Below are 15910 nucleotides of genomic sequence, written 5' to 3' on the forward strand. Positions count from 1 at the left end.
CCAATGGCTTCTTAGCAACGGTTACGTGCCGAGTGGGGGGCGGCCTTCTTTTGGCCGGATTCGGCGAAATGGCAGGCCGACGCGTGCCGCCGGGGCGCGGAGTCCTCGGCCGGATCGGCCTGGAGGCAGATCTCGCGGTCGCTCCGCACGAGAGGACCGACCGGGCAGCGCGGGTGGTACCGGCAGCCCGCGGGCGGATAGTGCGGATCCGGCGGTTCCGCGTCCGCGGTCGCACCGGGTTCCGCGTCGAACAGCGACTTGTGCGCCGACGGGGCGGCGTCGAGCAGGTCGCGGGTGTAGGGGTGTTGCGGATCGGCGAGCACCTGCTCGGCCGGTCCCGCCTCGACGATCCGGCCGAGGTACATCACCGCGACGAAATCGCTGAGATACCGGATCACGGCGAGGTTGTGCGAGATGAACAGCATCGACAGGCCGAGCTGCCGCTGCACCGAACGCACGAGGTTGAGCACCGCGCCCTGCACCGAAACGTCGAGCGCGGAGGTGATCTCGTCGGCGATCAGCGCCTCCGGCCGGCCCGCGAGAGCCCGGGCGAGCGCGACGCGTTGCCGCTGCCCGCCGGACAGCTGCCCCGGGAGATGCGTGGCCCGTTCGGGATCGAGATTGACCAGTTCCAGCAGCCGGGCGACCTCGGCCGCGCGGTCGGTCCCGCGCGGCATGGCTTCGGCGATCGACTCGCCGATGGTCATCCGCGGGTTGAGCGAGGAATACGGATCCTGGAACACCATCTGCAGCGGACGCCGGCGCGGCAGTTTCCGCACGTCGACGCCGCCGAGCAGCACCCGTCCGGCGCTCACCGGCGACAGTCCGACGGCTGCCCGCGCGAGCGTCGACTTGCCCGAGCCCGACTCGCCGACGAGCCCGACGACCTTGCCCGCCGGGACGGTCAGCGAAACGCCGTCCACCGCGGTGAGCCCGCGCCGTCCGCCGTACCGGACGCTGACCGAATCGAAAGCCAGCTCGCTCATTCCGCCCCTCCCGCCACGACGAGTCCCGCTTCTTCCGACAGTGCCGCATCCGGATGCCAGCACGCCACCCGGTGTTCCGGCGCGAGCACGGTCAGTTCCGGGTCCTCCTCGCGACACCGGTCGGTCGCCACCGGGCACCGGCTCGCGAACGCGCAGCCGGACGGCATCCGGTCCGGTTCCGGCGGACGGCCGGGGATCACCGCGAGCGGCGCGTCCGGGTCCGTGTCCAGGTCGAGTGTCGTGGCCAGCAGCGCCCGCGTGTACGGATGCCGCGGTGTGATGTCCGGTCCGGCGGCGGGAAGATCCTCGACGATCCGTCCGGCGTACATCACCAGAATCCGTTCGCACGTCTGGGAAACGACCGCGATGTCGTGGCTGATCAGGATGATCGCGGTGTCCCGTTCGGCGCGGGTCTGGGCCAGCAACCGGAGCAGCTGTCGTTGCACAGTCACGTCCAGCGCGGTCGTCGGTTCGTCCGCGATGATCAGCCGGGGGTCGCCCATCAGGCCCATGCCGATCATCGCGCGCTGCCGCATGCCGCCGGAGAACTCGTGCGGATACTGCTTCGCGCGCCGTTCCGCCGCCGGAATCCGTACCGCACGCAGCCGGTCGACGGCCCGTTCGAACGCCTTGGCCCGCGAAAGACCGTGGTGCTGCTCGGAAACCTCGGCGAGCTGGCGGCCGATCCGCCGGGTCGGGTTGAACGACGTCATCGGGTCCTGGAACACCATCGCCAGCGACGTGCCGAGCAGCGTCCGCAGTTCGCGTTCCGGCGTGGTGAGCACGGGGGTTCCGGCGAAGTCCAGCCGGTCCGCGGTCACCGAACCCGGCGATTCGATCAGCCGCGACACCGCGAGCCCGGTCAGGCTCTTGCCCGAACCGGATTCGCCGACCACTCCGATCGCCTCGCCCGCCCGCACCGTGAAACTCACACCGCGCACCGGAACCGCCCAGCCTGTCGGCCGGGGGAACGCGACTTCCAGGTTCTCGACCACCAGTACGGCGTCGTCCGCTGCCCCGGAGTCCACTTTGGACTTTCGGCGCACCCGGGGAGTCAACCGCGGCAACCGGGTCCGCACGCCGATCACCCCGGCGACAGTCTCGCCGAACAGGTTGAAAGCCAGTCCCGCGATCACCACCGCGACGCCGGGCGCGAGTGCCGCCGCGGGGTTGACGTAAATGCCGTTGAGGCCTTCGTTGAGCAGCCGTCCCCAGTCGTAATCCGGGGCCTGCACACCGATTCCGAGGAACGACAATCCGGAGAACGCCAGCAGCGAACCACCGGCGCCCATGGTGGCGTTGACCGCCAGCGGCTCGCCGATGTTCGGCAGGATGTGCCGGAACAGCAACCGGATCCGGCCCACTCCGGCGACCCGGGCAGCGGACACGAAGTCCCGCCCGGCCACCGAAGCCGACAACGTCTGCGTCAGCCGGGCGAACTGCGGCGTCAGCGCGAACCCGATCGCCATCACCGCGCCTTGCGTGCCCACGCCGAAGATCACCGCGAAGAACAGCACCAGCAGCAGGCCAGGGAACGCGACCGCGATGTTGATCGCCGCGGTCAGCAGTCTGCCGAGCGGACGCGGCAGTACCGCGGGCAGCATGCCGAGCACGAGACCGCTCGCGACACCGAGCGCCGCCGCGATCAGCGCCAGCACCACCGACAGCCGGGTCGCCACGAGCACGCGGTAGAAAATGTCGCGGCCCAGTTCGTCGGTGCCGACCAGGTGGTCGCCCGAGGGGCCCTGGCTGATCGCGTTCGTGTCGATCGCCGAAGCCGCGTTCTGCCACAGGATCGGGCCCAGCACCGCGAGCGCGATCACCAGCACGAGCAGGGCCGCGGAGAACGCGCCGAGCGGGGTGCGCACGGCGGCCAGCCATTGTTGTCCGCGCCGTTTCGCCATCTCAGTTCTCCCGGATCGTCGAACGCGGATCGAGGACCGCCAGCAGCAGGTCCACGATGAGGTTCACCAGCAGCACGCCGATGCCGTACACGAGCACGATCCCCTGCACCAGCGGATAGTCCTTCTGCAGAATGGATTGCGAGATCGTGGAACCGAGGCCCGGCCAGGCGAAGACGTTCTCCACCAGCACGGTCCCCGCGACCAGGGTGGTGAGCATCATCCCGCCGAGCGTCAGGGTCGCGGTCAGCGCGTTCGGCAGCGCGTGGCGGAGATAGACCAGGCGCGCGGGCAGCCGTTTCGCCCGTGCGGTGCGGACGAAGTCGTTGCCCAGCACGGAAAGTGCCTCCACCCGGACGATCCGGGACAGTGTCGAGGTCGGGCCCAGTGCCAGCGCGATGATCGGCAGCACCAGCGAGCCCGCGCCGTCGTGGCCGGCCACCGGGAACCAGCCGAGCTGCACCGCGAAAAACGCCACCAGCGCCACCGCGACCAGGAACTCCGGGATCGCGGCGAACAACACCGTGGTCGAGGTGAACCCCAGTTCGGCGCCGCGGTGCCTGCCGCCGCGGGTCAGCACGGCGAACGTCAGTCCGATCGGGATCGCCAGCCCGATGACCAGCACGAAAGCGGGCAACGCCAGCTGCAGCGTCGCCGGGAGCCGGTCCGAGATGACGTCGCCGACCGGCTGCCCGGTCAGCATCGAGGTGCCGAAGTCACCGCGGAACAGGCCGCCGAAGTAGTCGAGGTACTGCTGCCACAGCGGATGGTCCAGGCCGAGCGCGGCCCGCCGGGCGTTGACCAGCTCGATCGGCGCGGTCAGGCCGAGCGCCGAGCGAACCGGATCGCCCGGGATCAGCTGGATCATCAGGAACGCCATGGTCACCAGCACCCACAGCGACACCACGAACCGCCCGAGGCGGCGGGCGCCGAAGGTCAGCCAGGGACTGACCTTCGGGCCCGCGACGGCGATCGCGCCGGTCATCAGGCGTACATCCGGATCGTGGTCGGCTTGATGTAGCCGTTGACGATCTCGAACTTCGCGTTGCTGCCGTAGGTCGGGATGACCGAGTTGGCGAACTGCACGACGTCCTGCTTCTCGAACAGCGCCGATTCCGCGGCCATCCAGTCCGCGCAGCCCGCCTGCCCGGCCTGCGTGGCCGCCTTGGCGACCAGCGCGTCGTACTGCGGGTTCTTGATGTGCGCGAAGTTCGTGCCCTGCGGCGGCTGTCCGCCGGACACGAACGGCACCAGCTGGCTGGGCAGCGTGAGGCCGAGCGGAGCCATCGAGATGTCCCACTCGCCGGTGGCGAACAGCAACTGGCTGAGACCCGGGCTGTCGACTCCCTTCAGCTTGACGTCGACGCCGACGCTCTTCCAGCCCTGCTGCATCAGCTCCGCGCCCGGGGGCATCGTCGGACCGGCCTGCGTGCCGTAGATCGCGGTCAGCGCGAGCCGCTTCCCGTCCTTCACGCGGATGCCGTCCGGTCCCGGTTTCCAGCCCGCCGCGTCGAACGCCGCCTTGGCCGCGGCGACGTCGAAGCCAGGGATCTTCCCGGTGACCGAATCGCCCTCGCACGGCCGCGGTTCGATGGTGACCATGCCCTTGACCGGCGCGCTGCCGTCGCGGGTCAGCACCTTCGCGACCTGCGGCAGGTCGATCGCCTGGGTCAGCGCGCGGCGCATCGCCTGGTCCGCGCCGAACCGGCCGGGCGCCTGGTTGAAGAACAGCTCGCCGAACGGGGAGACGATGTCGGCGTGGTACAGCCGCTGCGCCTTCAGCCGCTGCTGGTCCTGCCCGATCACCGAGCCGGCGTTGACCTCGCCGGACAGCAGCAGGTTCGACATCGTGGTCATGTTCGGGATGACCCGGATGTTGACCTTGTCCGGCAATCCCTGCTGCTTCGGGTCGAACTGGCCGGGCCCCCACGTGTAGTCCTTGCGCCGGGTCAGCGTGTAGAGGTCGTTCGGCACGATCTCGGTCATGGTGAACATGCCGGTGCCGTTTTCGCCCTTGGCGAGCGTCTTCCGGTCGGCCAGCCCCTTGGCGCAGACGATCGGCAGGCCGGCGATGTTGCGGAGCAGGAACGCGTCCGGCGCCCCGCTGGTGATCGTCACCTTGTCCGCGTTGGCGACCGCCTTCGTGCCGGGCGACACCGTGACGCCGGCGAGCGGGGACTTGTTCGCCGGATCGCCGATGAAGTTGATGTTCGCCGCGACGTCGGCCGCGGTGAGCGGGCTGCCGTCGGAGCAGGTGACGCCCTTGCGCAGGGTGAAGGACGCGGTGGTCGTAGTGGCTTCCCACTTCTCCGCGAGCGCCGCTTCCGGCTGGCCCTTCGCGTCGAGGTTGATCAGGGCGTCGTAGAGGAACTGGTCGAGGTTGCGGGCGACCGACAGCACGGTGATCGCCGGGTCGAGCGTTCCCGGATCGGTCGGGATGGCATAGGTGAAAGTCTTGCCGTCGACCAGTTTCTGGTTCGCGGTCCGGTCCGTCCCGGATTGCGCTGATCCCCCGCACGCGCTCACGGTCAAGGCCACCACGCCCGCCATCGCGGCGGTGAGCCGGGCAGTTTTCATGGGATTTCTCCTACGGGGTCACGCTCTGGAGGTGGTCGATCGCCAGCCGGGCGGCGGCGCCGATGGACGCGTCGACCGCGGGAAGGCGGTCTTCGAGAGAATGCGCGCGAGTGAACACCGCGACCGCGAACCGGCGGCCGTCCCCCAAGGTCACCACGCCTGCTTCGTTGCGGATTCCGGGCAGCGTCCCGGTTTTCGCCGCGACCCGCACGCCGGACGGGAAACCCGACGACAGCCGGTGCGGCCAGATCTGCTGCGCCATGATCGTGCGGACCCGTTCGCACGCTTGCGGTTCGCCCGCGCGGTCGGTCCAGATCGCGTCGAGCAATTCGGTGATCTCGCGCGGCGTGGACGACGTGGTGCGTTCCGGATCCCGGACCGACAGCTTGTCCATCTGTTCCGGCGTCGCTTCGCCGAACAGTGCCTCGAGATCCGAATCCGGGGTGCCGCCGAGATCCGCGACGACGGACGCGAACAGGTCCTCGCAGCAGCCGATCAGCCGGGTGCGGGCGAGCCCGAGATCGGCCAGCACCCGGTCCACCGTTTCCTGGCCGAGCCGGTGGTAGAGGACGTCGGTCGCGGCGTTGTCGCTCATCGTGAGCATGAAGTGCGCGAGGTCGCGCCAGCTCATCTCGACGTCGTCGGCGCAGCCCGCGGTGCCGATGCCGCCGATCCGGTACCGCGCGGTCACCTTCGTCCGTTCGGTGTCGTCCAGCCGTCCGGCGGCGACCTCGCGGGCGTAGGCGAGCGCCACCGGGATCTTGAACACCGAGGCGAGGACAACCGGGTCGTCTCCGCCGACTGACACCGCGGGGCCCGGCACGCCGATCTCGCGGGCGTGCAGGAACCCGTCCGCGTCAGCGTCGGCGAAGACGGCCTCGATCCGTTCGCGGATCCCGCTCACTGGGAGACCCGTCGGTCCGCACGCCCGGTGTGGAGGAACTGCGCGCGGCCGTTGCCGTCGTCGCCGACGAACGCGTGTGCCATGTAGACACCGGGCAACTGCGCGGTTTTCGCGACGAACGTGTCGCCCTGACTCGGCAGCAGTTCTTCTTTCCCCGAGGGTGCGCCGATCTCGGCGAAGATTCCCTTCGGAGTGCGTTCCATCCAGAGCTTGCCGTCTTCCTCGGTGACGACGGTGTCGGCGACCATCGACGAGTACTCGCCCACGTACCGGGAAAAGTCGGCCGGAGCGGCGGCGGAATTCGGCTCGGGCCGCGCCGGAACGGTGACGCCCGCGAGTTCGTCCAGCAGCTTCGTGAAAATCTCCTGGTAGACGTGCATCGGCTGACCGCCGTTGGTCAGCAGCGCGACCGCGACGCCCTTCTCCGGAACCACGCGCAGGAAGGCCGACTGGCCGATGGTGCCGCCGTCGTGGCCGATCACCTTGCCGCCGTCCCAGTCGAAGAGCATCCAGCCGAGCCCCCAGTGCTCGGCCATGCCGAGGTCAGGCACGTCGACCTGCGGTTCGCGCATCGCGAGCAGCGACTCCGGCAGCAGCACCTGGGTGCCGTCGTCGGCCTTGCCGTCGTTCAGGTGCATCCGGACGAACGTCAGCAGGTCGCGCGGGCGCATCGCGAGCGTCGACCCGGCGGGCGAGTTCGAGCGGGTGAGCGCCCAGATCGGCGCGGGCACCGGGTCGTCGCCCGGCTTCGGGGAGACGTGGCCGATCGCGGCCCGGTAGCGGATCGCGTCGTACGGGCCGGACGCCGCGTGGGTCAGGCCGAGCGGAGCGAAGAGGTGCTCGCGCACGCAGTCGTCCCAGCACTTGCCGCGCAGCACCTCGATGACGCGGCCGAGCACGCAGTAGCCGGCGTTGTTGTAGGAGAACCGCTCGCCCGGCGGGAAGAGCTGGGGCACGTCGGACAGCGTCGCGACGAACTTCTCCACCGCGTCGTCACCGACCCCGGTGTCGGTGAAAATGTCCCCTTCGAAACCGGCGGTGTGACAGGTCAGCTGACGGACGGTGATCGCCGCCGCGGCCTCGTCGTCGCCGAGCACGAACTCGGGAAGGTAGTCGCGCACCGGCCGGTCGAGGTCCAGCTTGCCCTCGTCGACGAGCTGCATCGCCAGCGTGGTCGTCCACACCTTGGTGATCGAGCCGATCTGGAACACCGAGTCCACAGTGGACTCCACGCCGGTGCCCTTGTTCAGGATGCCCGCCGCGTGGTCGATCACCTCACCGTCGGCGAGCACCGCGATCGCGGCTCCGGGGACCTGATGCTCGGCCAGCAGAGCGGCGAAGTTCTCCTGAAGCCAGGTCTCGATCTCGGAAATTTTCGACATGTGCACCTTCTGTCCGGGGGATGGTGGACCGGCGTTTCGGAAATGCTAGGTCGGTGGCGGACGTCACTTGTTCGTCCGGACCGAGGAGAGCGAGGGGAAAGTTCCTCCGCTCCGACGAATCAAGCCGTGCGCAGGGACTCCACTGCCGTCGCCGCGGCGAAACCGATGAACGCGTCGCGCTCGGGCACCCTCGACCGGGAATCCTCGGCGCGGGTGAACACGGCGACCGCGTACCGGCCGCCGTCCGGGTACTCGACCACGCCGACCTCGTTGCGCACGGCGGGCAACGTGCCGGTTTTGCCGCTGGTGCGGATGCGATCGTCCGGGAACCCGGAACGCAGCCGGTGCGGCCAGACCTGCAGTTCCATCCAGCGCCGGACGTCCGCGCACGCCTCCGGGGCGGCCGCCTCGTCGCGCCAGACCAGTCCCAGCAGGCGGGTCATTTCGGCGGCGGTGGTGCTGCAGGATTTCTCCGGTTGCAACGCGCGCAACCCGGAAACCTGTTCGTAGGTCAGTTCGGCGAGCGCCCGTTCGTCGTCCTCGTAAGAAACTCCGAGATCCTCGCCGATAGTGGCGAGCAGTTCACCGCAGTCCTGCGGCACGACGGTGTGCGTGAATCCGAGGCGCCGCATGGTGCTATTCACCGCGTCTTTGCCGACTTCGGCGAGAATCAGGTCGGTGGCGACGTTGTCACTGATTCCGATCATCAGAATCGCCAAATCGTGCCAGGACATCGAGACTTCGTGCCGGAAGGTGGCGAGGCCGTACGGGCTCGGCGTCGGATGCCCTGGCTGGACGGTGATCCTGGTGCCGAGATCGAGCTTTCCTTCGGCGGCCTGACGGGCGAGTTCCAGCGCGATCGGAACCTTGAACACCGACGCGGGAACGACCGGGACGTCCTCCCCGATGCCGAGACTGCGGGTGCCGTCGACCTCGGCGGCGTGCAGCCGGACCTCGACGCCGACCTCCTTGGCGCGGCGGGCGATCGTTTCGGATGCGGTGGCCATGACGCTCCTGTCTACTGTGGACTTCTCCGGCAGCAGGCAGGGAGTGGCTGGGGTGAAAGGGAACCTCGCTGTTCCGGCCTGCCGGGTTCTCATTGTGCGGGAGGTCGGACGGGAGCGGGTTGGTGCGATAGCAGGAAGGTTGCGGAGAGGTTTCCTATTGGTGGAGCTGGGCGGGGTTCTCGTGAGTGTTTATGCCGGTTAGAACCGGCATTGCCACTCACGACGTCTCCTCGGCCCTCTCCACCCGCGGCAGCAAGTGCAACTGCACCATCGCCGCGAACCGGTCACCCGGATCGTCGAGATCGATCCCGCCGACCTCGGCCAGCCGGCGCAACCGGTACCGGAACGTGCTCGGATGCACGTACGCCGCCGCCGCAGCCGCGCTGATGTCCCCGAACGAATCGAGCCAGCACCGCAGCGTGTGCACCAGCTGGGACTGATGTTTGGTGTCGTACTCCAGCAGCCGCGCGATCGGCCCGGTCGCCACGTCGCCGCGCGCCGCGGAAAGGTCGGCCAGTTCCAGCATCAGCGCCTCGATGTGCGCGTCCTCGGCGGTGATCACCCGTTTCGAGCCGCCGTTGGTGAGCAACACGCGCAACGCCCGGTCGGCCCCGTCGCGAGACGCGCGCAGGCCGGATCCGTCGAGCGCCAAGGGGCCGATGCCGATCGCCGCGGCGACTCGGCGGCCGGTGCGCTCCAGGAAGGTCGACGCGACCCGCACCGAGCGTTCGCGGCAATCGCCGTGGTTCCCGGGCATCGGGACGATGCCGTACGCTACGTCGCCCACCAGCGCTACCGCCGATCGGGGCTGAACGGCGCTGAGGTGCATGGCGAACGCGTCGGCGACCCGCTGGCGTTCGGTGACCAACCGGAGGTCGTCGTCGGGCACCTCGAGCAAGCCCATGGCGAGCACGATCGTGGGCTGTCCCAGCAACCCGAGCCGCGCGATGGCTTCCTGCGCGCCGGAGCCGCCTTCGAGCGCGGTGCTGACCAGATCAGCTCGCAACCGCCGTTCGACGTCGGCACCCGCGCGGAGCCGAAGCATATGCAGCGCAACAATTTTCGACGCGTCGATCAATGCCGCGGTACGTTCTTCGCTGAGCTCTTTGTCGACAGCGGCCCAAATCGACCCGAGGACTTCGTCACCGGCCCGGACCGCGAGCGCGGCACGAATCATGACGATCTTCTTGTCGTAGCCGTCTCCCGGATAGACGTAAACCGGGCCCTGGTCGCGGTAGAGCCGCTCGAAAACGCCGTCTTTCTCCAGCTCGCGCGTGAACCGTTCGGGCACCTGACGGCCGAGAATCGTCTCGACGCGCGAGGGGTCGGCCTCGTCCTGACGGCCGGAGAACGCGAGCACGCGCGAGTTGCGGTCCTCGATGGTGACCGGCGCGTCGAGCAAGGCGGCGATGGCGTTGGCGAGCGCGAAAAGATCGCCGGACGGCATTCCGCCGAGCGTCTGCGGGGAAACGTCGCCGACGTCGCCCTCGGCGAGCAGCGTCCGGAGCATCGCGGCCAGCTGCGCCCATGACGCGCCGCTGGCGAGCCCCAGCAGCGCGACGCCGGAGGAAGTGGCCGCCCGCACGAGTTCCGTCGACGCCGCGACCGGCGACCGCACGACCAGCGCGGTCGCCCCGCGCGCGGCGACGGCGTGCACCAGCTGCACGATCTCGTCGGATTCGCGGACCCCGACGCCGAGGACCACCGCCTGTGCCGGGAATTCCGCGTCGTCGTGCGGGTCGTGAATCACCACCCCGCCGAGCTGCCGTCGCGTGTCGCGGCCGACGGCGACCGGTTCGAGGAGCACGTCCCCGAGAGCTTCGAGGACGCGTCCCAGACTCGTGTGCGGCTTGCTCGGCACCGGTGTCAGCACCCCCCGAAGGTAGATCCGGCCGCGGGCGGACCGGCTGGTCCGATCCGACCAAATCTACCTCCGGAATTCGTAGCTGGCTACGAACCGATCCACACCTTTGCCGTGGTCACCTCGTCGAGCAGCTCCGGAATCGGCGCCACGCCGAGGCCCGGTCCGGTCGGCACCGGCAGGTGCCCGTCGGAGAGCACGAACGGCTCGGTGATGTCGGTTTTGTAGAACCGGTCCGACGCCGAGGTGTCGCCGGGCAGGGTGAAGTTCGGCAGCGAGGCCAGCGCGACGTTCGCCGCCCGGCCGAGGCCGGTCTCGATCATCCCGCCGCACCACACCGGAATCCCGTGCGCCGCGCACACGTCGTGCACCCGCCGCGCTTCCAGGTAACCGCCGACGCGGCCCGGTTTGATGTTCACGATCTGCACCGCGCCCAGCTTGATGGCGTCCGCCGCCGCGCGCGCCGACACGATCGACTCGTCGAGGCAGATCGGCGTCTGGATCCGGCGGGCCAGTTCGGCGTGGCCGAGCACGTCCTCCTCTTCCAGCGGCTGCTCGATCAGCAGCAGCCCGAACGGGTCGAGCCGGGCCAGCTGCGGCGCGTCGCCGAGGGTGTAGGCGGTGTTCGCGTCGACCTGCAGCAGCACGTCGTCGCCGAAGCGTTCGCGGACCGCGCGCACCGGCTCGACGTCCCAGCCGGGTTCGATCTTCAGCTTGATCCGCACGTAACCCGCGTCGATGTATCCGCCGACGACGTCGAGCAGTTGCGGAATGGTGTCCATGATCCCGACCGAAACGCCGCACGGTACGGAATCGCGCACCGACCCGAGTTCGGCGGCGAACGACCGCTCGTGCGCGCGGAGTTCGGCGTCGAGAACCGCCATCTCCAGCGCGCCCTTGGCCATCCGGTGGCCCTTGAACTTGGCCAGCAGCGGCGTCACCTTCGCCGCGGTGATCTCGCCGGCCGCCAGCAGCGCCGGGATCAGGTGGTGCCGCAGCACGTGCTCGGCACCGTCGTTGTACTCCGAGGAGTACACCGGACCGGGCATCGTCACGCATTCGCCCCAGCCTTCGCCGGCCGGAGTGACCGCGCGCAGCAGCAACAGGTCCCGGACGGACTGGGTGCCGAACGAAGTCCGGAACGGGGCGACGAGCGGCATCTGCACCCGGCGCAGTTCCACACCGCTGAGTTTCACTGCTCCTCCTTGGAGATCACGTAGAAGCCGGCTCGATCGAAGCCGGTCACCCGGCCGCCCGCGGCCATCAGGCCGCCGAGCGATTCGCGCAGCGCGGCCCGCCACGCGTCCGCCTTGCCGGGATCGGTGGTGCGCAAGCCTTCGATGTCCGGCGGTACCGAGACGAGCACCACCGCAGCGTCGGCTGACCTGACTGCCGGACCGCCGTCCGCGGCGACTTCGAGGGCCACCGCCGCGCCTTGGTCGAGCAACGCCTTCGCGTCCGTGCGGATCGGTTCGCCGAACGCGGCGGTCCGGACTGTCGGACTGGCCAGTTCCCAGGACACCATCAGCCGGTCGGTGTCGCCCGAACCGTTGATGCCGTCCGTCATCGGCCCGTAGAAGTCCCGCAGATAACGCACCGGGAGCGCGCCGAGTTTGCCGAGGTTGAAATACCCGTTGCGGCGCACCAGCGGGTCGAAGGTCCATTTGATCGTCGAGACGTCCTGCGCCAGCGCCCAGCCGCGCTGATGCAATTTCAGCGCGTATCCGATTCCGCGACCCGCACCGGCCTTCGCGACTCCGGCGATGTGACTGTGCAGACTGACTTTTCCGGGATTTCCGAAAAAGCCGACACACGCGCCGAGCATTTCTCCGTCGGCGAACGCGCCTGCCACGTAATTCCCCGCCGACGACAGCGCGCGCAGCAGTTCCGTGGTCACCGGCCGGGTTCCCGGCGCGGACCGCCAGATCGTCTCGAACAGCACTCCGACCGCTGTCATTTCCGCGATCTCGGTGATTTCCCGGACTTCGACCCCCGAGGCGGCGGCAGCCGCCCGAGCGGCCGCGACCGCCTCGTCGCACGTTTCCGCCGCGACGGGTCTTTCCGTGTTCATCGCAAGATTCGTCACGGGATGATCCTTTCCCGGCTTACCCACCGACGTCACCGTCGTGCTCGACCAGAATCGCCGTCCGGATTCGTCGGAATCGACGGACTTCCCTTGGTCAGCACGTTCTCCACCAATGCGGCCAGCAACGCCGTACGCCGCGGCAATTCCTCGACCAGGACATGTTCGTGATCGGCGTGCGCGCCGCCGCCGACCGCGCCGAGACCGTCGAGCGTCGGCACGCCGAGACCCGCGGTGTAATTGCCGTCCGAAGCACCGCCGACGGCCGCCTCGGTCAATTCCGGCAACCCCAGTTCTGCGGCCAATTCCTTCGCCAGCCCGTACAACGCGGCCGAGGAAACCGCGTCCAGCGGCGGGCGGTTGATCCCGCCGGTGACCCGTACCTGTGCGTCTTCCAGCATCGGTCGCAACGCGCGCACCTCACGGTCGACGCGAAGCTGTTCTTCCTCGTCCCACACCCGCACGTCGACCTCGACCGCCGCTGCGGCAGGCACGGTATTCACCGTGGTACCAGCCGAAAGCACGGTCGGAACCACGCTGGTCCCGCGCTCCGGGCTGGCGAGCGCGGCGACAGCGAGCACCTGGTGCGCGATCTCGATCCCGGCGTTGATCCCCTTCTCCGGTTCAAGTCCCGCGTGCGAGGCGCGTCCGGTCACCTCGATCCGGTAGTGGGAAACGCCTTTGCGCCGGGTCTTGATCGCGCCGCCGTCCGCCGAAGCCTCCAGCACGAACGCCGCCGCGCAGCCCCGCGCCTCTTCCTCGATCAGCCCACGCGACGACGGCGAGCCCAGCTCTTCGTCCCCAGTGACCAAAATGGACAGTCCACTTCGGTCGGCCAGCGAGGCGGCGACGTGCAGCGCCATCACGACGCCGGTTTTCATGTCGAAGCAGCCCGAGCCGCGCAAGACACCGTCCTGTACGGAAAACGGATGTGTCTCCAGCGAGCCCATCGGCCAGACCGTGTCATGATGGCCGAGCAGCAGCACCCGCGGCGGACCGTCACCGAACCGCCAGCGCAGATGCGTCCGCCCATCCAGGACAATCCGCTCCGGCTCCACGCCAAGCAATGCCTTGCCGACGCCGGTCAGCACATCCGCGCTGCGCGCTACCGCGTCGAGATCAGCCGAGGGGGATTCGCAGCACACCAACGTTTCGATGTCGGCGAGCAGAGCGTCCACATTGAACTCGGTCATCGCGGCTCACCTCGCAGCGGCTGGCCGGGGAAGGCGTCCGTGAGCAGCTGCCCGTCGCGCACCACCGGAGTGCCCGCGACGAACAGGTGCCGGACGCCGACCGCGGGCCGGGTCGCGTCGAAATATGTCGCGGTGTCGGTGATCGTGGCCGGATCGATGACGACGATGTCCGCGTCCGCGCCGACGTTCAACCGGCCCTTGGTCCGCGCCCCGGGCGCGACCTCGTCGAGCACTCGCGCCGGAAGATAGGAGCAGCGCCGGAACGCCTCCAGCCAGGTCCATACCCCGGCCTCGCGCACCATGAGCCGCAGCGACTTCGAGAACGTCCCCGCCGTGCGCGGATGCGTCGCGCCACCGGGCGGCAGCGGCCACTCGGTGGATTCGTTGGCCCCGTTCCGCCAGTACACCGGCATGGCGTCGCTCGCGACGATCGAATCCGGGAACGCCAGCGCCTGATGCAGCAGGGTGCGGTCGACCGGGTCCTCCTCGTCGAGAAACTCCAGAATGCACGGCGCCCCCGGCGTTTCCGCGCGGACCTGCAGCAACCGGCCCTCGTCCGCGATCCGCTCGCCGGTCTCCAGCAGGATCACCCGCGACGGGTTGAGGCCCTTCATCTTCAGCCGCTCCGGCGAGATGAAAGCCGCGCCGACCGCGGTGCTGCCCGCGCCGTACGGATAGGCCTCGACCGTCACCCGCGACCCGGCGGAACGGCCCGACTCCAGCGCGGCGAGCACGCGGTCGATGTGCCGTCCGGAGGTGCTGTTGACGTGGCAGTGGTGCATCGCCGCGCCGGTCTCGGCCGCGACGATCGCGATCTCCTCGGACCCGTCGGCAGGCGTGCCCGGGTCGACCTCGACCAGCTCGCGGACGTGCGTGTACGTCGGCGCTTCGGCCTGTTTGGCCAGCTTCGCCAGGGCCAGGAACTCGGCCGGGTCGCTGGCCGGCGCGTATCCGAGCAGCACGCCGACGCCGAGCGCGCCCGCCGCCAGCTCACCCTCCACAAGGGACAGCCAGGCGGCCAGCTCGGTCTTCGACGACGACCGCTGCCAGGCCGGATTGCCGAGCACGGAAAGCCCGGTGTTGATGTTCGCGTCCGGTTCGATGCCCGCGAGCACCTTCGCCCGCGCGGAACCCCACGAAGCCGAGAACCCGTAGTGCAGCGGACGACCCGCCGCGGCCGCCTCGGCGTAGGCCCGTTCGACCGGCATCAGCCCGGCCTCCAGGTCGAGCGCCGTCGTGACGCCGTCCATCGCCTGCAGCCGCTGTCCGGCGATCGAGTGCACGTGGCTGTGCAGATCGATGAACCCCGGTCCGACGATGTATCCGGCGACGTCGATCTCGACCTGGTCGTCCGCACTCGGCAATCCCGGTCCGACCGCGATCACCTCGCCGTCGGATACCAGCACGTCAGCTGTGCCGTCGAAGCCCGTAGCCGGGTCGATGACGCGACCGCCACGCAGCAGTGTCCGCATGCTTGCCTCCTCGCCTCGCTGCTGGCGACCCTAGGAGGTTTCCCGGGCAGTACGTTCGTGCGCGCGGACGAATCCGGGGCGGCAGATCTCTCCGCGCGCACAAACCGGAATTCGCTGGGCCGGGGTGCGCGAGCGCCCTAAGCTCGCGGGATGGCCTGCCGGATCACCGAACTCGTCCTCGACTGCGCCGACCCGCAACGGATGGGTGATTTCTGGTGCGAAGTCCTCGGCTACGTCGAACTCGGCTGGGACGGCGACGACCTGGAGATCGGCCCTGAGGCTGGTTTCGGCGGCCCGCAGCCGACGTTGATCCTCAGCCGCAGCACCGACCCGAAACCGGCGAAACTGCCGCTGCACCTGGACGTGAACCCGACCGACCGGGACCAGGACGCGGAGCTGGAACGCCTGCTCGCGGCCGGTGCGCGGCCCGCCGAGGTCGGGCAGACCGGGGAGGAGTCGTGGCACGTGCTCGCGGACCCGGAGGGGAACGTGTTCTGCCTGCTCCGCCGTCGGGTCGACCCGGTGTCGTGAGTGGCGTTGCCGG

General features: G+C 69.4%; 13 protein-coding genes. 1 reads left to right on the forward strand and 12 read right to left on the reverse strand.

Annotated elements, in window-relative coordinates; translation table 11 throughout:
* Positions 1 to 11 precede the first annotated feature (11 nt).
* The 12 genes from L3Q65_RS30040 to L3Q65_RS30095 form a co-directional block, all read right to left on the reverse strand.
* On the reverse strand, positions 12 to 986 hold the full coding sequence (locus tag L3Q65_RS30040; protein ID WP_182889859.1) for an ABC transporter ATP-binding protein: 975 nt from the start codon (positions 984 to 986) through the stop codon (positions 12 to 14).
* Entirely contained in the window at positions 983 to 2890 is a 1908-nt protein-coding gene (locus L3Q65_RS30045; protein ID WP_237597241.1) for a dipeptide/oligopeptide/nickel ABC transporter permease/ATP-binding protein, read from the reverse strand. The genes L3Q65_RS30040 and L3Q65_RS30045 overlap by 4 nt, the downstream gene beginning before the upstream one ends.
* 1 nt (position 2891) lies before the next feature.
* Positions 2892 to 3872: an ABC transporter permease gene (locus L3Q65_RS30050; protein WP_182889857.1), complete on the reverse strand. Its 981-nt coding sequence runs from the start codon at positions 3870 to 3872 to the stop codon at positions 2892 to 2894.
* Positions 3872 to 5464 carry an ABC transporter substrate-binding protein gene (locus L3Q65_RS30055; protein WP_237597242.1) on the reverse strand — a complete coding sequence of 531 codons (1593 nt, stop codon included), beginning with the start codon at positions 5462 to 5464 and terminating at the stop codon, positions 3872 to 3874. The genes L3Q65_RS30050 and L3Q65_RS30055 overlap by 1 nt, the downstream gene beginning before the upstream one ends.
* 10 nt (positions 5465 to 5474) lie before the next feature.
* Positions 5475 to 6368 carry a serine hydrolase gene (locus L3Q65_RS30060; RefSeq protein WP_237597243.1) on the reverse strand — a complete coding sequence of 298 codons (894 nt, stop codon included), beginning with the start codon at positions 6366 to 6368 and terminating at the stop codon, positions 5475 to 5477.
* A complete protein-coding gene (locus L3Q65_RS30065; protein ID WP_237597244.1) occupies positions 6365 to 7750 on the reverse strand; it encodes a beta-lactamase family protein in 1386 nt (461 codons plus the stop codon). Before L3Q65_RS30065 ends, L3Q65_RS30060 begins: the two co-directional genes overlap by 4 nt.
* A gap of 119 nt (positions 7751 to 7869) precedes the next feature.
* Positions 7870 to 8757: a serine hydrolase gene (locus L3Q65_RS30070; RefSeq protein ID WP_237597245.1), complete on the reverse strand. Its 888-nt coding sequence runs from the start codon at positions 8755 to 8757 to the stop codon at positions 7870 to 7872.
* A 217-nt stretch (positions 8758 to 8974) separates the two neighbouring features.
* Positions 8975 to 10630: a CdaR family transcriptional regulator gene (locus L3Q65_RS30075; protein ID WP_237597246.1), complete on the reverse strand. Its 1656-nt coding sequence runs from the start codon at positions 10628 to 10630 to the stop codon at positions 8975 to 8977.
* 77 nt (positions 10631 to 10707) lie between these two features.
* Entirely contained in the window at positions 10708 to 11814 is a 1107-nt protein-coding gene (gene menC, locus L3Q65_RS30080; protein ID WP_182889851.1) for an o-succinylbenzoate synthase, read from the reverse strand.
* On the reverse strand, positions 11811 to 12689 hold the full coding sequence (locus tag L3Q65_RS30085; protein WP_237600952.1) for a GNAT family N-acetyltransferase: 879 nt from the start codon (positions 12687 to 12689) through the stop codon (positions 11811 to 11813). The genes menC and L3Q65_RS30085 overlap by 4 nt, the downstream gene beginning before the upstream one ends.
* A gap of 47 nt (positions 12690 to 12736) precedes the next feature.
* Positions 12737 to 13894, reverse strand: a complete 1158-nt coding sequence (locus tag L3Q65_RS30090; RefSeq protein ID WP_237597247.1) for a M20 family metallopeptidase — start codon at positions 13892 to 13894, stop codon at positions 12737 to 12739.
* Entirely contained in the window at positions 13891 to 15366 is a 1476-nt protein-coding gene (locus tag L3Q65_RS30095; RefSeq protein ID WP_237597248.1) for an amidohydrolase family protein, read from the reverse strand. The genes L3Q65_RS30090 and L3Q65_RS30095 overlap by 4 nt, the downstream gene beginning before the upstream one ends.
* Positions 15367 to 15516: 150 nt before the next feature.
* Here L3Q65_RS30095 and L3Q65_RS30100 point away from each other — a divergent pair, with 150 nt between their 5' ends.
* Complete coding sequence (locus tag L3Q65_RS30100; RefSeq protein ID WP_182889849.1) at positions 15517 to 15897, forward strand: VOC family protein; 381 nt, start codon at positions 15517 to 15519, stop codon at positions 15895 to 15897.
* Positions 15898 to 15910 lie beyond the last annotated feature (13 nt).

The organism is Amycolatopsis sp. FU40 (genome assembly GCF_021903635.1).
GTDB classification, from domain to species: Bacteria; Actinomycetota; Actinomycetes; order Mycobacteriales; family Pseudonocardiaceae; genus Amycolatopsis; species Amycolatopsis dendrobii.